The following is an 18166-nucleotide window of genomic DNA, read 5'->3' as shown; positions in this document are numbered from 1 at the left end:
TATATCACGACCACGTAAGGTAAAGACCTGGTCAGGGGTGATCGGCTCAGGTAAAGGGCATGTCAGGATTGAGGCCATGCACATCGACCTGGCTGATCTCGACTTCTGGCGTCGTCCGCCCAAGGAACGTCACGAGGCGTTCGCCCGGTTACGCGCTCTGGATCGGCCGGTGTTCTTCGCGGAGAAGCGGGTGCCGCTGCTCCGCTCCGGCAAGGGCTTCTACGCGCTGGTCCGGCACGCCGACGTGGTGGAGGCCAGCCGCAACGCCAGGGTGTTCTCCAGCGAGCCGGGCGTGACCAGCCCCGAACCGCCGGGCTGGGTCAAGCACGTGTTCGGCGAGTCCATGGTCAACATGGACGACCCCCGGCACGCCCGGCTGCGCCGCATCGTCTCGCGCGCGTTCAGCCCCAAGATGCTCGCCGGGCTGCAGGGAGGCATCGAGGCCGCGTGCGCCCGGATCGTCGACGACGTGCTGGCCGAGGGACCGCGCGACTTCGTCACCCAGGTCGCCGCCCGGCTGCCCATCCACGTCATCTGCGACATGATGGGCATCCCCGACGACGTGCGGGCCGCGGTGCACCGGCAGGTGGACATCTCCACCGCCTACAGCGGGATACGTCCCAGCCTGCCGCACACCGTGCGGATGGCCGCACAGAACACCGTCGCTCTCCTCGCCCTGCAGCGCCTGGTGATCCGGCTCGGCCGGGAACGTGCCAGGGAGCCGCGCGGCGACCTGATCTCGGCGCTGGTCACCGCCAACGTGGACGGCGAGAGGCTCACCGACCGCGAGCTGGGATCGTTCTTCGCACTGCTGCTCGTCGCGGGCAACGAGACGGCCCGCAACACCATGGCGCACGGCATGAAGCTGCTCACCGACCACCCCGACCAGCGAAGCGCGCTGCTGGAGGACTTCGACGGGCGCGTCGGCGGGGCCGTCGAGGAGATGGTCCGCCACATCTCGCCCATCATGCAGTTCCGCCGCACCGTCACCCGGGACCACGACCTGCGCGGCCTGCGCCTCCGGCGCGGGGACAAGGTCGTGCTCTTCTACGGCTCGGCCAACCGCGACGAGGCGGTCTTCCCCGATCCCGACCGGTTCGACATCACCCGCGACACCAAGCCGCACGTCGGGTTCGGCGGGCCGGGCCCGCACTTCTGCCTGGGGGCCAACCTCGCCCGCCTGGAGATCCGGACGATGTTCCGCGAGCTGTTCACCCGGCTGCCGATGATCCGCACGGTCGGCGAGCCGGAACTGCTGGTGTCCAACTTCGACAACAGCGTCCGCCGGCAGGCGTTCACCTTCTGACCCGGCGACCCGGCGGCTCTGCGGGGGTCTGCGGGGGCGCGTCGGTGCCGTCGGCCGGTTTTCCCCGCGGGCGGGAGGCCGGACGCAGGGGGAGCGAGGGCCTCACCGCGGACCTGTCCTCCGACGCCGACGGGATCGTCACCGACCATCCCGGTCTGGCCCGGCCGGCGCGCCGCTGAGCGCCGCACCGTCCTCTCCGGTCAGGACGTTGCGGCGGATGGTGCAGAAGGCGGTCACCGCGGCGGCCGCCATCATCACCGCGGCGACCAGCATCGTCATGCGGAACCCGGCGGTGAAGGCCACGGGGTCCCGCAGGGCGTCGCCGGTCAGGCCCACCAGGGGCGGGACCGCGGCGACCGCCAGCAGCCCGCCGGTCCTGGCCAGGGCGTTGTTGACGCCGCTGGCCACGCCCGCGTAGCGGTCGGCGGCGCTGGCCAGCACGGTGGCGGTGAGCGGCGCCACCGCCGCCGACAGGCCCAGGCCGAACAGCGACACCGGCAGCAGCACGCCCGTGACGTAGGAGGAGCCGGGGCCGATCCACGACATCGGCACCAGCGCCGCGCCGCACAGCAGGATGCCGCCCGTCATGGGGACGCGCGGGCCGATCCGCCTGGCCAGCTCGCCCGCCCTCGACGACAGCAGCAGCATCAGCACGGTGATCGGGATCATCGCCGACCCGGCGGCCACCGGCGAGAAGCCGGCCGAGACCTGGAGCTGGACGACGAGCAGGAAGAACACCACGCCCATCGCGGCGTACATGACCAGCGTGACGGCGTTGACCGCGACGAAGACCGGCGAGGCGAACACCCCGACCGGCACGAGCGCGTCCGGCGAGCGCCTGATCTGCAGCCAGACGAACCCCGCGCCCAGCGCCGCGCCCGCCGCCACCCAGGGTGCCGACAGACCGATCAGGCCGTAGGTGATCCCGGCCAGCGCCAGCGCGGCCAGCGCCGCGCCGAGCACGTCGAACCGCCCGGTGGCCCCGGCGTCCCGGCTCTCCGGCACATGCCGTACGGTCACCGCCACCACGAGCGCGGCCAGCGGCAGGTTGATCAGGAACACCCAGCGCCAGCCGGCCGTCTCCACCAGCCAGCCGCCGAGCAGCGGCCCGACGGCCGCCGCGACCCCTCCCAGCCCCGACCAGGCGCCGATCGCGCGGGGCCGGTCCTCGGGCGCGAGGGACGCCTGGATGATCGCCAGCGACCCGGGGGTCAGCAGGGCGCCGCCGACGCCCTGCAGGGCCCGGGCCGCGACCAGCGCCTCCACCCCGGGCGCCAGCCCGCACGCGGCCGAGGCGAGCGCGAACCACACCACGCCGACCAGGAAGATCCGCCGCCTGCCGTACCGGTCGCCCAGTGAGCCGCCCAGGAGGATCAGGCCGGCCAGGGTGAGGGTGTAGGCGTTGACGGTCCACTGCAGGCCCGCCACGTCGGCGTCCAGAGCGCGGCCGAGCGTGGGGAGCGCCACGTTCACGACCGTGCCGTCCAGCAGCGCCATGCCGGAGCCGAGCACGGTGGCGAGGAGCACCCACCGGCCGGCGGCCGAACGGAGCCTGAGATGACCGTTGTCCATGGTTGTCACAATCACCGGGATCCCGCGGTTGTTCCGGCTCGCCGCCGGCCGTTCGCGGCCCGCGGCCCGCGCGGCCGGAAACGGAGACCCGCCGGTCACCCGGCGGCCCCGGAGGGTCACCGTCGATCACCTCATGCCTCCCGGGCTCGCCATCGGTCACCGGATGCTTCCGGGAGGCCCCGCTTCCCCGGTGGGGCGGGACATCGCGACTCTCCGCCGCAGGCACCCTTCCGACGCCGGCGGGAGGCCGAGGTTCCCGGGGTGTCGGTGATCTCTGGTAGGACGTCTCCTGTCGCATACCACCTGACGGGAGCCCCCGAAATGGACCACACCGAGTTCACCGACCGCGTCGACGGTCTCTACGACGGCACCTACGCCGGTCTGCCGATCGCGCTCCCGGACGGCGAAGGCGACCGGACGCCCGCCGCCGACCGGGCGGCGTGGCGGATCGCCGAGGACGTCTACGACTCGGGGGACGGCTTCGAGCAGCGGTTCGCGACGTTCCTGGAGAAGACGGACACCACCGCGGTCAGGGCGCTGATCGTCGGCGGCTGGGAGGACGCCTACGAGAAGGACAGCTCAGGGGTCGTCGACCTGCTCGTCAAGAACGCCGGCCGTCTCCCGGCCCTGCGTTCCCTGTTCCTCGGCGCGATGCCGTCGGAGGAGTGTGAGATCTCCTGGATCCAGCAGAGCGACGTCACCCCGCTGCTGGAGGCGTTCCCGCTTTTGGAGCGGCTGGAGGTGCGCGGGGGCACCGAGCTCATGCTGAGCCCGGTCCGTCACGCCGGCCTCAGGGTGCTCCGGTTCGAGACGGGCGGGCTGCCCGCCCAGGTCGTGCGCGGCGTCGCAGCGTCCGATCTTCCCGCCCTGGAGTACCTGGAGCTGTGGCTGGGCGTCCAGGAGTACGGCGGAGACGCCACCGTGGCGGACCTGGCACCGATCCTGTCCGGCGAGCGACTGCCGGCCCTGCGCCACCTGGGTCTGCAGGACAGTGAGATCCAGGACGAGATCGCCGCGGCGGTGGCGTCGGCGCCGGTGGTCGCACGGCTCACGTCGCTGGCCCTGTCGATGGGCGCCCTGACCGACGCCGGAGCCGAGGCGCTGCTGTCCGGCCAGCCGCTGACCCACCTTGAGCGCCTCGACCTGCACCACCACTATCTGAGCGAGGAGATGATCGAGCGGGTCCGGGCGGCCTTCGCCGGCGTCGAGGTCGACCTGTCGGAGCGGGAGGATCCCGACGACGACTGGCGTTACGTCGCGGTGGCCGAGTGACCCCCTCCGGTCGCCCTCTCCCGGCCTCGACCTCGACCTCGACCTCGACCCGTTTCCGGCCCCGGCCCCGGCCTCGGCGCGGCCCCGGCCCCGACCTCGATCCCGTAAGGACCCCAGGTGACCGAGCACGGTGATCACGCACCGGTCAGGACGGCCGTCGTCGGGACACCCGGCGACCGCAGGGTGACCCTGTTCGCCGCCGCCTGCGCCCGGTACGGCCTGCCCGCGCCCGCGGTCGTCCCGTGGACCCGCGTGCTGCGGGGCGAGGAGATCCGGCTTGAACCGGGGACGCTCGTGCGGATCGAGTCGCCCGGCCAGGACGCCGAGGCCGACGCGTTGCTGCGCGGCCCCGGACGGCCGACCCGGGCCGGCGGAGGAGCCGCCTGGCACGCGGCCCTGACGGCCGGGCTGGAGCGGATCCGCCGGGCCGTCACCCGCACGCCGGGCGCGGTGCTGCTCGCCGACGTCGACGAGATCGCGGTGATGTTCGACAAACGCCGGTGCCACGCGAGGCTGGCGGCGGCCGGGGTGCCGGTGCCGCCCGCCCTGCCCGGACCGGTCGGCGGCTACGCCGAACTGCGCGAGCGGATGGACCGGGCCGGCTGGCGGAGGGTGTTCGTCAAACCCGCCCACGGCTCGTCGGCCTCCGGGGTCGTCGCCCTGCAGGTCGCCGGGCCCAGGATCAAGGCGGTGACCTCGGCCGAGCTGACCCGGGGCGAACCGGCCGGGGCCGTGCCGTACGGGGACGACCGGGCCGGGGACGACCGGGCCGGGGGCGAGCGGGACGCGGCGGAGCTGCACAACTCGCTCCGGGTGCGCTCCTACACGGACGAGGCCGAGGTGGCGGCGATCGTCGACCTGCTGGCCGCCGACGGCCTCCACGTGGAGCGGTGGTTCCCTAAGGCGGGCCTCGGCGGCCGGGTGATCGACCTGCGGGTGGTCACCGTCGATGGCACGCCCACCCACGCGGTCGTCCGTGCCGCCCGTACCCCCATGACGAACCTGCACCTCGGCGGCGTGCGCGGCGACCTCGGCGCGGTCCGGGCGCGGCTCGGCCCGCGGGGCTGGGAACGGCTTCTGGACGTCTGCGCGCGGGCCGCGGCGTGCTTTCCCGGCAGCCTGTGCGCCGGGGTGGACGTGATGGTGGGCGCCGACTGGCGCGGCGTCGCCGTGGCGGAGGTCAACGCCTTCGGCGACCTGCTGCCCGGGCTGACGGGCCTGCCGGGAGGCGCGGCCGAGGGGCTCGACACGTACGCGGCCCAGGTCCGGGCGGTCCTCGCCCGCCACGCTCCCGCCCACACGCCCTCCGGCGCACCCGCGGGCCGTCCGCCTACGGGCCATCCATCCGTGAGCCATCCGTCCACGGGCCGTCCATCCGAGAGCAGCCCGCCCGCGGGCCACGCGGCCTTTTCCCACGTGGCGGTGACACGGTGAGCGGTGACACGGTGAGCGGCGAGAGGGTGGGCGGCGAGAGGGGCGGCCGGGGCGGCGCGCCGGGTGCGATCCGGGACATGAACGCGATCGTGGGCAGCCACGACCTGCTGCTGGTGACGCTCGACACGCTCCGCTACGACGTGGCCGACGAGCTGATCAGGGCGGGGAGGCTGCCCACCCTGGCCCGGGCGCTGCCCGGCGGGCGATGGGAACGCCGGCACAGCCCCGGCGGCTTCACCTATGCCGCGCACGCCGCGATCCTGGCCGGTTTCCTGCCCACCCCGGCCGCGCCGGGACCGCATCCCCGGCTGTTCGCGGCGGAGTTCCCCGGCAGCGAGACGACGGCCGAGGGCACCTGGGTGTTCGACGCGGCGGACCTGCCCGGCGGGCTGGACCGGGCCGGATACCACACGGTCTGCGTGGGAGGGGTGGGCTTCTTCAACAAACTCACCCCGCTCGGCTCCGCGCTGCCGGGACTGTTCGCCGAGAGTCACTGGGAGCCGGCGTTCGGGGTGACCTCGCCGACCTCGTTCGAGGCGCAGATCGAGTGCGCCGAGCGGGCGGTGCGGGGCGCCCGGGGACCGGTGTTCCTGTTCGTCAACGTCTCGGCGCTGCACCAGCCGAACTGGTTCCACCTGCCGGGCGCCACCCGCGAGCACGGGGACGGGCGGGACACTCACGCCGCCGCGCTGGAGTACGTCGACCGGCACATCGGCAGGCTGTTCGCGCTGATGTGCAGCAGGCGTCCGGGCTTCGCGATCGTCTGCTCCGATCATGGCACCGCCTACGGTGAAGACGGATATATCGGTCATCGGATCGGCCACGAGGTGGTCTGGACCGTGCCCTATGGAGAGTTCACGATGGAACAGGGGGAATGGCGATGATCGCCGACGGCTCGGCCGGGGGTGGGCCGTACCAAAGCTATGTCTACGCCTACCCGCACAAAACCGCCTACCGGCCGCTGGACCCGCGCCCGCCGCTGCGGCGGGTGTGGGAGGGCGAGCCGATGGACAGCCTCTCCCTCTACCTGCACATCCCGTTCTGCGAGATGCGCTGCGGGTTCTGCAACCTGTTCACCCGGACCGGCGCGCCGGAGGAGCTCGTCGCCGCCTACCTGGACGCCCTGGAACGCCAGGCCGGCGCCGTACGGGAGGCCCTGGACGCGGCCCTGGACGGCGCCCCCGGCAGTGGTCCCGGCGCTCCCGGCGCCTCCGGCGGTGCTTCCGGCGCTCCCGGAGCCCCGGCAGGTCCGGTGTTCGCGGTCGCGGCCGTCGGCGGCGGCACCCCCACCTACCTGAGCGCGGCCGAGCTCACCCGGCTGTTCGACCTGGCCGAGCGGACCATGGGCGTCGACCTGCGGGCCGTGCCGCTGTCGGTGGAGACCTCACCGGCGACCGCGACCGCCGACCGCCTGGCGGTACTGGCCGAGCGGGGCACCACCCGGATCTCGATCGGCGTGCAGAGCTTCGTCGACGCCGAGGCCCGCGCGGCGGTCCGGCCGCAGCGGCGCGCGGAGGTCGAGGCGGCGCTCGGCCGGATCAGGGAGGCCGGCTTCGAGACGCTCAACCTCGACCTCATCTACGGCATCGACGGGCAGGACGCCCGGTCGTGGCGTCACTCGCTGGACGCGGCGCTCGCCTGGAAACCCGAGGAGATCTACCTCTACCCGCTGTACGTCCGGCCGCTCACCGGTCTCGGCCGCCGCGCCCGTGACTGGGACGACCACCGGCTGGGCCTCTACCGGCGGGGACGCGACCACCTGCTCGCCGCGGGGTACGAGCAGGTGTCCATGCGGATGTTCCGGCTGCCGGCCTCCGCCCGTACGGCGACCTCCGCTCACACGATGACCCCCGCCCGCATGACGACCTCCGCTCACACGGGGTCCTCCCCTCGCACGGCGGCCCCCGCCCGTACGGCGGGCCCCATCCACACGACCGGCTACTGCTGCCAGAGCGACGGCATGGTCGGGCTCGGCTGCGGCGCCCGCTCCTACACCTCCGCCCTGCACTACTCCCACGAGTACGCGGTCGGCACCCGTCAGGTGCGCGCCATCATCGACGACTACGTACGGCTGGAGCCCGGCGACTTCACCGCCGCCAACGTGGGGTTCCGCCTGGGGGACGACGAGCGCCGCCGCCGTCATCTCATCCAGTCCCTGCTCCAGGCCGAGGGGCTCGACCCGGACGCCTACCGGGCGCGCTTCGGAACCGGGGCGACGGCCGACTTCGGCGCCGAGCTCGACCGCCTCGCCGACCGGGGGTGGCTGGAGACGGACGCCTCCGGGTGGCTGCGCCTCACCGCGGAAGGGCTGGCGCACTCCGACGCGATCGGCCCGGGGCTGTTCTCCGGCGCGGTCCGGGAGCTGATGGCGGGATACGAGCCGCGGTGACCGGACGGGAACGCCCCCGCGAACTGCCCGTCCTCACGGTGCACGACCGCGACGCGCACGGCGCGTGTGACCAGGACGCCGCCGCGCACGACCGCGCCGCGCACGACACGTTTGACCAGCACGCCGCGCACGACCGCGCCGCGCACGGCCACGACGCCGGCCACCTGACCGTCCTCTACCGGGGGCCCCTGTCCAGCTGCGACTACGACTGTCCCTACTGCCCGTTCGCCAAGCGCCGCGACGACCCCGCCCGGCTGCGCCGCGACCGGGCGGCGCTGGAGCGGTTCACCCGGTGGGCGGCGGAGCGCGACCACCCCGTCTCGGTGCTGTTCACCCCCTGGGGTGAGGGGCTGGTCCGGTCGTGGTACCGGCGGGCGATGGTCGGGCTCAGCCACCTGCCGCACGTCCGGCGGGTCGCCATCCAGACCAACCTCAGCTGCCGCACCGCCTGGCTGGGCGAGGCGGACCTCGGCACCCTCGCCCTGTGGGTCACCTACCACCCCGGGCAGGTCGCCCACGAGCGGTTCCTCGGCCGGTGCCGCGAGCTGACCGGGATGGGCGTCCGTTTCAGCGTCGGCGTCGTGGGGCTGCCCGAGCACCTGGACCATGCCCGCCGGCTCCGTGACGACCTGCCCGCCGAGGTCTACCTGTGGGTCAACGCCGCCGAGGGGCACTCCTACACCGACGCCGAGGCGGCCGAGTGGACGCGGCTGGATCCGCTCTTCTCCTACAGCCGCACGCCGCACCGCAGCGCCGGGCGGCCGTGCCGTACGGGGGACACCGTCATCTCGGTGGACGGCGAGGGCACCGTACGGCGCTGCCACTTCGTCCCGGAGGTCCTCGGCAACCTCTACGACGGGACGTTCCGGCCGCGCGCCCGGCCGTGCCCGGCGGCCCTGTGCGACTGTCACATCGGTTACGTGCACCTGGAGCCCACCGGCCTCTACGACGTCTTCGCCGGGGGGATCCTGGAGCGCATCCCCGCCTTCCACGGCCGGGCCGGCTGAGATCGGCTGAGACCGGAGGCCGGATCGGGGCCCTCGCCGTCCCGCCGGCCGGTCCGGTCACCCGGAGGAGGCCGCCCGGCCACCGCGACGTGACGCCGGTCGTCGCCGGGATCCTCCCGCTCCCGCAGGAGCGGGCGGGCGCCCGTGCCGCCGGCCGGGGACGCGGGCGGGCTCAGGTCTCCCTGTCCGGCCGGTAGTCGGCCTCGGCCATGCCGAAGGTCCAGGCCACGCCCTCGCGGGCGGTGCGGGTGGACGGCGGGACCCGCAGCCAGTACCTGCGGAAGGTGCCGTCGGGTTCGGCGGTGGAGTTGACCACCTCGACCGTCGTCACCGGCTCGTCGTCGGGCAGGACGATCCGCCACAGCACGCCGGTCTCGTCGCGGTGCACGGGGACGGCGCCGGACTCGGCGAGGTAGCGGTCGTAGCCGAAGTGCTCCAGCATGACCCGGCGCAGCTCGGCGTTCTCCTCGGCGTCGATCCGCTGCACGGTCAGCGCCGCCATGGTGGCGGCGAAGCCGGCGGGGACCGGCATGCCGCCCCAGGCGTGCACGGCGAACCCGTCGGGGAACGACAGCGCCGGACCGTCGGCGCGGTGCAGGCGCGACAGCCCGTCGCGGTGCAGTCCGGCGGGGCGCTCACACACGATGGCCACCCGTTCGAACGGCCACCACCAGCCCGCCGACCGCGCGACCCGGGCGAGCCCCTCCGTCTCCGGCCGCTCCAGGGCGTCGAACAGCGCCAGCCACGGCGCGTCGTGCTGGCCCAGCACGGCGTCCAGGGTCGAGGCGCGCAGCGCGGCGGCGGTCTGCGACTCCTCCGTGGAGGTGACGCCCTGGCGGATCCGGGCCACCACCCCGTTCACCGGGTCCCAGAGCCGCCCTCCGGTGAGGGACCAGGCCAGCGCCCAGTCCGCCGGGCCCAGGGCGGTGTGCGCCTCCGCCCTGGCGCGCTGCCACGGGACGGTCCGCACCGCGTCGCGTACCGACCGGCCGCTGCCGGGCAGGGCGGCGGCCCGGGCGCCGGCGAGGGGGGAGCCGACCCAGACGATCTCCTCCGGTTCGGTCAGCCCGGCGGCCCGGTAGGCCAGCCGTACGCCGGCCTCCGCCTCGGGGCGGTCGGCGGGCCCGGCCCGGAAGGCGACCTCCTCCCAGCGGAGCGCGGCGGCGGTCAGGGCGTCGGTGAGTTCGGTGGTGACGGTGGTGACGGTCATGCTCGGGGGCTCCTCAGTCGGCGACGACGCGGAAGGCGCCGGGGACGTACTCGCGCTGGCGCTGCACGCGGTACCAGCCCTTGGGCAGGGGGATCGCGGCGTGCTCCTCGTGGACGACGCGGCCGCCGCCGGGCAGGTGCAGGTGGTCGGGGTCCATCGGGCGCGGGCCGCGGACGAGGGTGCCGGGGCCCACCACCGCGTGGGCGTGGCCGGTGGCCTCGCCCAGCGCCAGGACCAGGCGGCCCCGGGCGTCGCGCGGCGCGGACGGCGCGGTCCTGGCCTCGGGCGGCACGGCGTCCTCGTCGACGGGAACGATCAGAATGTCACCCTGGCGGTACATCGGCGGTCTCCTCGCGGTCGGGATGATCGGAAACTAGCCGCCGTCACCGACATTTCCCGGCCGCGCGCAATCGGCCCCGCTCTCACGAAAACCGGTCCTGCCCTCACGAAATCGGCCCCGCTCTCACGAAAACCGGTCCTGCTCTCACGGAAGCGGCCCCGCTCTCACGAAAGCCGGTCCTGCCCTCACGAAATCGGCTCCGCCCTCACGAAAGCCGGTCCTGCCCTCACGGAAGCGGCCCCGCTCTCACGGAAGCGGCCCGGCCCTCACGGAAGCGGCCCGGCCCTCACGGAAGCCGGTCCGGTGTTCTCCCCGGCCCGGTATTTCCTCCGGGACGGAACCGGAACCGGTGGATCCCGCGATAGACCGGAATGTGGATCTCTTCAGGACCAGGCGCCGCGAACCGCCACCGGCCGGCCCCGGCAGCGACGACGCCGAGCTCATGGCGGCCGTCGCGGCAGGGCGGGTGGAGGCGCTGCGGCTGCTGCACCAGCGGCACGCGCCCTGGCTGCGGGCCCGGCTGGCCCGCCGTTGCGCCGACGCGGACCTGGTGGACGACGCGCTCCAGGACACGTTCGTGGCCGTCTGGCGGGACGCGCGCCGCTACGACGCGGCGGGGGGCGAGGCGGCGGCGTGGATCTGGACGATCGCGATCCGCCGGCTGATCTCCGCCCTGCGCCGGGCCGGGGCCGCCGGTTCCGCCCGGACCGCGAGGCTCACAGAACTCGCGGACCTCGCGGGTCTGACGGATTCCGCGAGGCCGGGCGAGGCGCGCCTGGTCACCGAATCCGCCGAGGACGCCGTGCTCGTCGGCGTGGAGCACGGCGACCTCGGCACCGCGATCGCCCGGCTCTCGCCCGACCTGCGCGCCGCCCTGCAGGCCACCGTCCTGGACGGGCTGACCGTCAGGGAGGCGGCACGCCTCCTCGGCGTGCCCGAGGGCACCGTGAAGACCCGCGTCATGCGGGCCAAGGCACAGCTTCGGAGGCATCTGGCGTGAAGGGGTATCTCGCATGAGCGCGCAGTGGCACCTGCCGGCCGGGCTGACCGAGGGCTACGTGGCCGGCCGGCTGGACGCGGCACAGGTGATGTCGGTGGAGAGTCACCTCACCCGGTGCGGGCGGTGCCGCGCGGCGGTGCCGTACGAGCGGGAGTGGCTGGCGGAGAGCTGGGCGGCGATCGAGGACGTGGTGGGACGGCCCCGGCCGCGGCTCGCCGAGCGGGTCCTGCACCGGCTGGGCGTGCCCGGGCACCTGGCGAGGCTGGTGGCGGCCACCCCGGCGCTCGGCCGCGCCTGGCTGACCGCGGTGACGCTGGTGCTCGTCTTCGCCGTCGCCTCCGCCCGCCTCGCCGTCCGCGACCCGGACGCGGTGCTGACGTTCCTGGCGGCGGCTCCGGTCCTGCCGCTGCTGGGCATCGCGTTCGCCTACGGCCCGCGCGTCGACCCGGTCCACGAGGCGCAGGCCGCCACCCCGCTTTCGGGGCCGCGGCTGTTCCTGCTGCGGGCCGTGGCGGTGCTGGCCGTCGCGTTCGCCCTGACCGGCGTGGCCGCGCTGCTGCTGCCCCGCCCGTCCGTGCCGGGCGGCTCCGGCGCGGCCTGGCTGCTGCCCTCGCTGGCGCTGAGCCTGGCGGCGCTGGTGCTGTCCACCCGGGTCTCGCCGCTCGTCGCCGCCGCCGCGCTCGCCGTGGCGTGGTGGGGCGCGGTGCTGGTCTGCGGCGTGGCCGCCGGCGACCGGTTCCTGCCCTTCCAGGCGCCCGCCCAGACCCTGTACGGCGCGGCCGTCGCACTGCTCCTTCCCCTCCTGTACGCGCGGCGCCGCCGCCTCGACCCCGGAGAACACCGTTGACCACGACCATCGACGTCCGGGCGCTGACCAAGCGCTACGGAGCCACCCCCGTCCTCGACGGGGTCGACCTGGGCGCCGGTCCCGGCGTGACCGGGCTGCTCGGCCCGAACGGCGCGGGCAAGACCACCCTGCTGCGCTGCCTGGCCACGACGCTGGCCCCCGACTCCGGTGAGATCCGCGTGTTCGGCCTGGACCCCGCCGACCGGGGACAGCGCACCGCGCTGCGCCGCCGCCTGGGGTACCTGCCGCAGAACCCGGGGGCCTACCCGCACTTCACCGTCTTCGAGCTGGTCGACTACGTGGCCATCCTGAAGGAGATCACCGATCGGCGGGAGCGTCACCGGGAGGTGCGCCGGGTGCTGGCCGAGGTGGACCTGTCCGACCGGGCCGCGACGAAGGTCCGCAGGCTCTCCGGGGGCATGCGGCAGCGCCTGGCTCTGGCCCAGGCGTTGCTCGGCGAGCCGGGCCTGCTCGTCCTGGACGAGCCGACGGTCGGGCTGGACCCCGAGCAGCGGATGCGGTTCCGGGCACTGGTCTCCCGGCTCGGCGAGGGCCGCACGGTGCTGCTGTCGACCCACCAGACCGAGGACGTCGCCGCCCTGTGCGAGCAGGTCGTCGTGATGCGCGGGGGGCGCGTCGTGTTCGTGGGGACCCCGGCGGGTCTCGCCACGGCGGCGTCCGGGCAGGTGTGGCTCTCGGAGCATCCCCCGGCGGCGTCGCGGCTGTTCTGGCGGACCGCCGACGGCCGCTACCGGACGCTGGGGGAGCGGCCGGCCGGCGCGGTCCCCGCCGAGCCGGCCATCGAGGACGGCTACCTGCTCCTCCTCGGCGACGCGGCGGAGGTGACGGCGTGAGGCCCTCCGCCGGTCCGCGGGCGGTGACGGCCTCCGCCGGCCTGCGGGCGCCGACGCCCTCCGCCGGTCTGTGGACGCTGACGGTCTTCGAGACGCGCCGGCTGCTGCGCGGCCCGCTGCTGTGGGGCGCGGCGGCCCTGTGCCTGGGCCTGCGGCTGTACGCGGTCCATGAGTGGCTGCCGGACCTGACCATCGACCCGGTGAGCATGTCGGGCGCCATGCTGCTGCTCGCCGCCGCCGCCATGCTGGCCGCCCACCTCGCCGTCTCCCGGGACACCCGCGAGGGCATGCCCGAGTCCCTCGGCCCGCTGCCCGGCCGGGCGCCGGAGCGGACCGCGGCCGCGGTGGTCGCGGTCGTGGCCGTGAGCGCCGGGATCGCCGCGCTGACGATGGCCCTCTACCTCGCGGCGCGGCTGGCCATGGGGCCGGTGGCCGGGACGTTCGACCCGTACGAGGCGCTGGCGGGGGTGCTGGCGGTGCCGTTCGCCGCGGGGCTGGGCGCGGTGCTCGGCAGGTGGGCGCCCTGGCCGGTCGCGGTGCCCGCGGCGGTCTTCCTGCTGGGAGCGTTCACCTGGCTGAACGGCAACCAGGGCGGCTACGGCGGCTGGTTCCTGCCGGTGGTGCTGTTCCACGGCCCCGACTGGCCGGCCCGGCCGTCCGGTCTGCACGTGCCGTACCTGGTCGCGGCCGTCGTCCTCTTCGCAGCCCTGGCCCTGCTGCGGCACGGGGTTCGGCCGGCGCGGCTGGCGGCGGCGGTGACCGCGGCGGCGGTGGCGGTGCCCGCGGGGGCCGTCGCGACCGCCGCCGCCCCGGGACGGGCGGAGATGAACCCGTCCCTGCCGGTGGGTACGGAGTTCACCGCGCGGCTCGTCCCGGCGCCGGTCCGCGACCGCTACTTCGGGCCGGACTCCCGCAGGTGCGAGAAGCGGGGCGCCGTCACCTACTGCGCGTTCCCCGAGTACGTCTCCTGGATCCCGCTGTGGGCCTCGGCCGTGGAGCCCGTCGTCGAGGCGCTGCCCCCGGCGGCGCGCGGCCGGCTGCCGGCCGTCCGGCAGTACTCCGACAGCTGGTGGATGGCCGAAGATCACGACGAGCGGTTCATCGGGACGTTCATGATGTGGGGGCGGGCCGGCGCGCGGGACGCTCACCGCACGGCGCTCGCCGCCCGGCTGATCAACCGGTTCACCCGGCTGGAGGCCCCGACGAGTGCGGGCTGTGACGGGCGGGGGCAGGCCAGAACCGTCGTGGGTCTGTGGCTTCTCGGCCAGGTCGCGCCGCCGGCGCCCGCCGTGGAGAGCGAGCTGCAGATAGGGGGGTCGCTGTTCGAGCCCCGGCTGTCGCCGCTGGGCGCGGCCGGCTACGGCGCGGCCGAACTGGGCTACGCCCGCGAGCTCCTGGCCACGCCGGGAGCCCGGGAGCGGATCTGGGCGCACTGGGACACGCTGCTTGCGCCGGGCACGACGATCGAGCGGGCGCTGCCGCTGCTGGGACTGCGCCCGGCTTTCGCCCCCGAGCCGGTCAGGGGGACGCCGTGCTCGTGATCCGCCTGGTGCGGCCGGTGCTCAGCGCGACCCACTGGACCCCCCTCGCGGTCGCCGCCGCCCTGTCCCTGCTGATCATCTCGATGGTGGACACCGGCGCGGGTCTGGGGTGGGGGACGGCGTTCACCCTGCTGCGGATGACGGCGGTGCTGCTGGGCGCGGCGGCCGCGTTCACCGTGCCCGACGTGATGGACGCCGACACCGCCGCCACCCCGGTGCCCCGCCGGGTGCGTCAGGGGCTGCGCTGCGCCCTGGGCGCACTGGGCGCCGGGCTGGTCTGGTCGGCCGCCTGCGTGGTCGCGGTGGCCAGGCTGCGCGCGGGAGACGAGCTGAGGGTGCCGGGGATGGCGGTGGAGGCGGCGGTGTGCGCCGCGGTGGGGCTGCTGTCGGCGTCGGTGGCCGCCCGGCTGCACTCGGGGAGGGTGGCCGGTCTCGCCGGGACGGGCGGCCTGCTCGCGACCGTCTCGGTGAGCCTGGCGGCCCGGGGTCCGTACTGGCCGTGGCTGTATCCGCAGGAGGACAACTGGGAGGTGGTGCACCACGGCTGGCTCGCGACGCTGGTGGTCGTCACGGTGCTGCTCGGGCCGGCCTGCGGTGATCTGCGCTCGCGGTTCAGGCGGCCGGTTCGGCGAGGACCGCGCGGCCGAGGCCGGCAAGCACCTCGGTGGTGAGCCGGAAGGCGAGCCTGGCCTCCTGGACGATCCGCCGCCGCTCGTCCTCGTCCACGGGCAGGGCGTCCAGCCGGGCGCGGTACTCCTTCCTGAAGCGGGGGATGCTGCCGACGGCGTCGAAGCGGTAGGCGTCGGCGCCGCCGTCCTGCCCGTAGCCGTAGATCCGCCGCAGCTCCCTCCGGATGAACTGCCCGCCCGACAGGTCGCCCAGATAGCGGGTGTAGTGGTGGGCGACGTAGCCGCCCGGCCAGGCGGCGGTCCGGTCGATGCGGGCGACCAGGGCCAGGGTCGGCGCCGACGGTTCGATCGCGGTCCGCCAGCCGGGGCCGAGGATCATCTCCAGGTCGCGCGCCGACGCCTCCTCCCGGTACAGCTCCGGCAGGACGAACGGCGCGGCGACCGGGTCGTCCGCCAGGGCCCGGGAGACGCGGTCGAGCGCGGCGTGGACGAAGTGGTTCTGGGCGACCATCGCGCCGTAGCCCTCCGGGCTGAGCCGGCCGGCCAGCAGCGCGACGAGATAGTCCTGGTTCTCGGCCGCGGCGTGGTCGTCCCGGGTGGCGTTCCTGAGCACTTCGGAGAACGGTGCCTCGATCGGTATCACTCCGTGGTGGAAGGGGCTTTACGTCGGCATGGACTCCCCAGCCTCACAAAGCCCATCAAACCCGTCAAACTCACGCCGATCACCCGGGTCCGGCGCGCCCGCCGCGGAACCACCCGACTCCCCGGTCCGCCCGTCACGGGCGTTCACCCCTCGGCCGTCCTCCCGCCGCGGAACCGTCCCCCCGCACGGGTGACGAGCGCGACGAGGGTCAGCAGTACGGCCAGCAGCGGCAGCCAGGCCAGCCGGTGCGCCAGCCAGGCCGGCCCGGTGGGTGTCTCCACCAGGCCGGGCACACCCCCGAAACGCAGCGCGGCCAGCGCCGCCGCGGCGAGGACCGTCTGGTGCCACAGGAAGACGGTCATCGCCGACAGGTTCACCAGCGCGACCGCCGCCCACACCCGGGGCCGCCGCGCCAGCCGGGCCAGCGGCTCGCGCACCAGCAGCGCCAGCCCTGTCTGCGCGATCCCGAAGCAGACCACGGCGAGCGTGGGCGGGCCGAGGTTGGACACCTTCGCCCCGGTGACGCCGACCATGCTCGCCGGATACCCGGCCCAGACGACCAGCGCCGCGGTCCCGGCCGCGCCCGCCGCCAGCAGGCCCGCCGCCGCCCGGCGCGAGGCGAGCGCCCCGCGTGCCCAGGCGACGCCCAGCGCGTACGGCACCAGCCACCCGGCCACCACGTTCACCCATCCCGGCCAGGACGGCCCGCCGGGCCCGAACCGGATCACGTCCGTGGTGAGCACGACGGCGGCGGCCGATCCGGCCACGGCGAGCGGCGCGGCCCGCAGCAGGGGTGTGGCCGCGGTGAGCGCGGCGAAGACCGCCAGGAACCACAGCGGCCCGGCCGTGGGCTGCACCAGCGACCTGACCGAGCCGACCGGCATGCCGCCCAGTGCCAGACCGGCGGCGGCGCCCGCCCACACCAGGACGGGCGGGCCCACCGGCCGCAGCAGCCGCCGCATCCTGGCCCGTGCCCACACCCCGTATCCGGCGGCCGACCGCAGGCTCCGCTCCGCCGCGTACCCGCCCACGAAGAAGAAGACCGCCAGCGTCTGCAGTACCCAGGAGACGGGCGTCAGCCAGGGCATGTAGGCGAGCGGGCTGGAGACGCGGACCGTCCCGCCGGTGCCGGGCGTCCACGCCGTGACCAGCCAGTGGCCGGTGACCACCCCGGCGATGGCCAGCGCCCGCAGCGCGTCCGCCCCGCGGTCCCGGCCGGCCGGGGTGGCGGCCTCGATCCGGGCGGCGACGGCGCCGAGGGGGCCGGTGGCGGGAGGGGTGGCGCGGTCGCGAGCGGGCCGTCGCGCCGATCCGGTGCGGTCAGCCACGGGACACCTCGCCGGTCCGGCCCAGGGCGATCAGGGTGAGGTTGCGCAGCGACTCGGTGCCGGGGTGCAGGTAGCCGCTGTGTCCCACGCCGCCCGCGGCGAACACGCGGGCCCCGAAGCCCGCCCCCGCCGGATCGGGCCCGAACCCCAGCGGACCCAGCCGTACCTTCGGCACCCGGCGCATCCAGTCGCCGCTCCCGCTGCCCGCCCACAGCGGGACGCCCAGCTCCGCCGCGGACGAGACGCCGAGCCCCGGGCTGCCGAAGACGGCGACGCTCTCCACGCCCGACCCCCGCGCGGCCAGGGCGCACACCACCGAGCCGTAGCTGTGGCACAGCAGGCTGACCCGCTTGCCACGGAACGCCGTTCCGGCGAGGAAGTGCCGCAGCTCCGCCGCCCCCCTCCGGGCGGCCCGGTCGGTCAGCGCGCCGACGCTCTCCGTGGCCGGGCTGTCGTAGCCGAGCCAGGCGACCACCGCCAGCCGGGCCCCGGGGTCCAGCGCCCGCGCCTCGGCCAGCACGGTCCGGGCCCCGACCGCCGGCGTGCTGTACGGGTCGGCCCGGCCGCCGTCGAAGTTGGCGGCCGTGGTGTCGGATCCGGGGACGACGACCGCGACGCGTTCGGCCGCGCTCAGGTCGCCGTAGACGCGGACGATCCGGTCGCCGTGGGCGGCGGGGACGGCCGTGTAGGCCAGGGCGGCGGCGACGACCGCGGTGAGCGCGCGACGGGGCATGGGACCTCCGGTCCGATAGGGGGATCGGACAGGACGCTAGGGACCGGAGCCCGTCGCCCGC

The 18166-nt window shown here is 75.2% G+C and carries 17 protein-coding genes; 11 read left to right on the top strand and 6 right to left on the bottom strand.

The features are described from left to right. Positions 1–76: 76 nt before the first annotated feature. On the top strand, positions 77–1306 hold the full coding sequence (locus AB0D67_RS21330) for a cytochrome P450 (protein ID WP_362938179.1): 1230 nt from the start codon (positions 77–79) through the stop codon (positions 1304–1306). 138 nt (positions 1307–1444) lie between these two features. On the opposite strand, the gene AB0D67_RS21325 is transcribed toward AB0D67_RS21330, so the two are convergent. After that, the gene (locus tag AB0D67_RS21325) at positions 1445–2878 is read right to left on the bottom strand and encodes an MFS transporter (RefSeq protein WP_362938176.1); all 1434 of its coding nucleotides are present in this window, start codon (positions 2876–2878) and stop codon (positions 1445–1447) included. A gap of 321 nt (positions 2879–3199) precedes the next feature. Here AB0D67_RS21325 and AB0D67_RS21320 point away from each other — a divergent pair, with 321 nt between their 5' ends. The 5 genes from AB0D67_RS21320 to AB0D67_RS21300 all read left to right on the top strand — a co-directional run bounded on the left by AB0D67_RS21320 (position 3200) and on the right by AB0D67_RS21300 (position 8980). Further along, the gene (locus AB0D67_RS21320; RefSeq protein WP_362938173.1) at positions 3200–4150 is read left to right on the top strand and encodes an STM4015 family protein; all 951 of its coding nucleotides are present in this window, start codon (positions 3200–3202) and stop codon (positions 4148–4150) included. A gap of 117 nt (positions 4151–4267) precedes the next feature. Beyond that, complete coding sequence (locus tag AB0D67_RS21315; RefSeq protein ID WP_362938170.1) at positions 4268–5584, top strand: STM4014 family protein; 1317 nt, start codon at positions 4268–4270, stop codon at positions 5582–5584. Positions 5585–5661: 77 nt separating this feature from the next. After that, entirely contained in the window at positions 5662–6468 is an 807-nt protein-coding gene (locus AB0D67_RS21310; RefSeq protein ID WP_362938356.1) for an STM4013/SEN3800 family hydrolase, read from the top strand. Further along, positions 6459–7973 carry an STM4012 family radical SAM protein gene (locus tag AB0D67_RS21305; RefSeq protein ID WP_362938167.1) on the top strand — a complete coding sequence of 505 codons (1515 nt, stop codon included), beginning with the start codon at positions 6459–6461 and terminating at the stop codon, positions 7971–7973. The genes AB0D67_RS21310 and AB0D67_RS21305 overlap by 10 nt, the downstream gene beginning before the upstream one ends. A gap of 164 nt (positions 7974–8137) precedes the next feature. Beyond that, positions 8138–8980 carry an STM4011 family radical SAM protein gene (locus AB0D67_RS21300; protein WP_362938353.1) on the top strand — a complete coding sequence of 281 codons (843 nt, stop codon included), beginning with the start codon at positions 8138–8140 and terminating at the stop codon, positions 8978–8980. A 172-nt stretch (positions 8981–9152) separates the two neighbouring features. Here the strand turns inward: AB0D67_RS21300 and AB0D67_RS21295 are convergent, their stop codons facing one another. Continuing rightward, positions 9153–10190 (bottom strand): DUF6745 domain-containing protein, encoded by a 1038-nt coding sequence (locus AB0D67_RS21295; RefSeq protein ID WP_362938164.1) that lies wholly within the window; start codon positions 10188–10190, stop codon positions 9153–9155. A 13-nt stretch (positions 10191–10203) separates the two neighbouring features. Next, a complete protein-coding gene (locus tag AB0D67_RS21290) occupies positions 10204–10530 on the bottom strand; it encodes a hypothetical protein (protein WP_362938161.1) in 327 nt (108 codons plus the stop codon). 373 nt (positions 10531–10903) lie between these two features. Here AB0D67_RS21290 and AB0D67_RS21285 point away from each other — a divergent pair, with 373 nt between their 5' ends. Genes AB0D67_RS21285 through AB0D67_RS21265 form a run of 5 tightly spaced genes read left to right on the top strand, consistent with a single transcriptional unit; the run spans position 10904 to position 15443 of the window. Further along, positions 10904–11530: an RNA polymerase sigma factor gene (locus AB0D67_RS21285; RefSeq protein ID WP_362938158.1), complete on the top strand. Its 627-nt coding sequence runs from the start codon at positions 10904–10906 to the stop codon at positions 11528–11530. A gap of 13 nt (positions 11531–11543) precedes the next feature. Then, a complete protein-coding gene (locus tag AB0D67_RS21280; RefSeq protein WP_362938155.1) occupies positions 11544–12377 on the top strand; it encodes a zf-HC2 domain-containing protein in 834 nt (277 codons plus the stop codon). After that, positions 12374–13231, top strand: a complete 858-nt coding sequence (locus AB0D67_RS21275) for an ATP-binding cassette domain-containing protein (protein ID WP_362938152.1) — start codon at positions 12374–12376, stop codon at positions 13229–13231. The genes AB0D67_RS21280 and AB0D67_RS21275 overlap by 4 nt, the downstream gene beginning before the upstream one ends. Then, complete coding sequence (locus AB0D67_RS21270) at positions 13228–14772, top strand: hypothetical protein (RefSeq protein WP_362938149.1); 1545 nt, start codon at positions 13228–13230, stop codon at positions 14770–14772. The genes AB0D67_RS21275 and AB0D67_RS21270 overlap by 4 nt, the downstream gene beginning before the upstream one ends. After that, complete coding sequence (locus AB0D67_RS21265; RefSeq protein ID WP_362938145.1) at positions 14763–15443, top strand: hypothetical protein; 681 nt, start codon at positions 14763–14765, stop codon at positions 15441–15443. Before AB0D67_RS21270 ends, AB0D67_RS21265 begins: the two co-directional genes overlap by 10 nt. On the opposite strand, the gene AB0D67_RS21260 is transcribed toward AB0D67_RS21265, so the two are convergent. The 3 genes from AB0D67_RS21260 to AB0D67_RS21250 all read right to left on the bottom strand — a co-directional run bounded on the left by AB0D67_RS21260 (position 15385) and on the right by AB0D67_RS21250 (position 18105). After that, on the bottom strand, positions 15385–16014 hold the full coding sequence (locus AB0D67_RS21260; RefSeq protein ID WP_362938141.1) for a biliverdin-producing heme oxygenase: 630 nt from the start codon (positions 16012–16014) through the stop codon (positions 15385–15387). The two genes, AB0D67_RS21265 and AB0D67_RS21260, sit on opposite strands and share 59 nt — an antisense overlap. 173 nt (positions 16015–16187) lie before the next feature. Then, positions 16188–17372 carry an acyltransferase gene (locus AB0D67_RS21255; RefSeq protein ID WP_362938138.1) on the bottom strand — a complete coding sequence of 395 codons (1185 nt, stop codon included), beginning with the start codon at positions 17370–17372 and terminating at the stop codon, positions 16188–16190. Then, positions 17365–18105 carry an alpha/beta hydrolase gene (locus tag AB0D67_RS21250; RefSeq protein ID WP_362938135.1) on the bottom strand — a complete coding sequence of 247 codons (741 nt, stop codon included), beginning with the start codon at positions 18103–18105 and terminating at the stop codon, positions 17365–17367. Before AB0D67_RS21250 ends, AB0D67_RS21255 begins: the two co-directional genes overlap by 8 nt. Positions 18106–18166: the final 61 nt, after the last annotated feature.

The organism is Streptosporangium sp. NPDC048047, from assembly GCF_040653115.1.
In the GTDB taxonomy this organism is placed as follows: domain Bacteria; phylum Actinomycetota; class Actinomycetes; order Streptosporangiales; family Streptosporangiaceae; genus Streptosporangium.
This window is presented reverse-complemented; position numbering and strand designations above follow the sequence as displayed.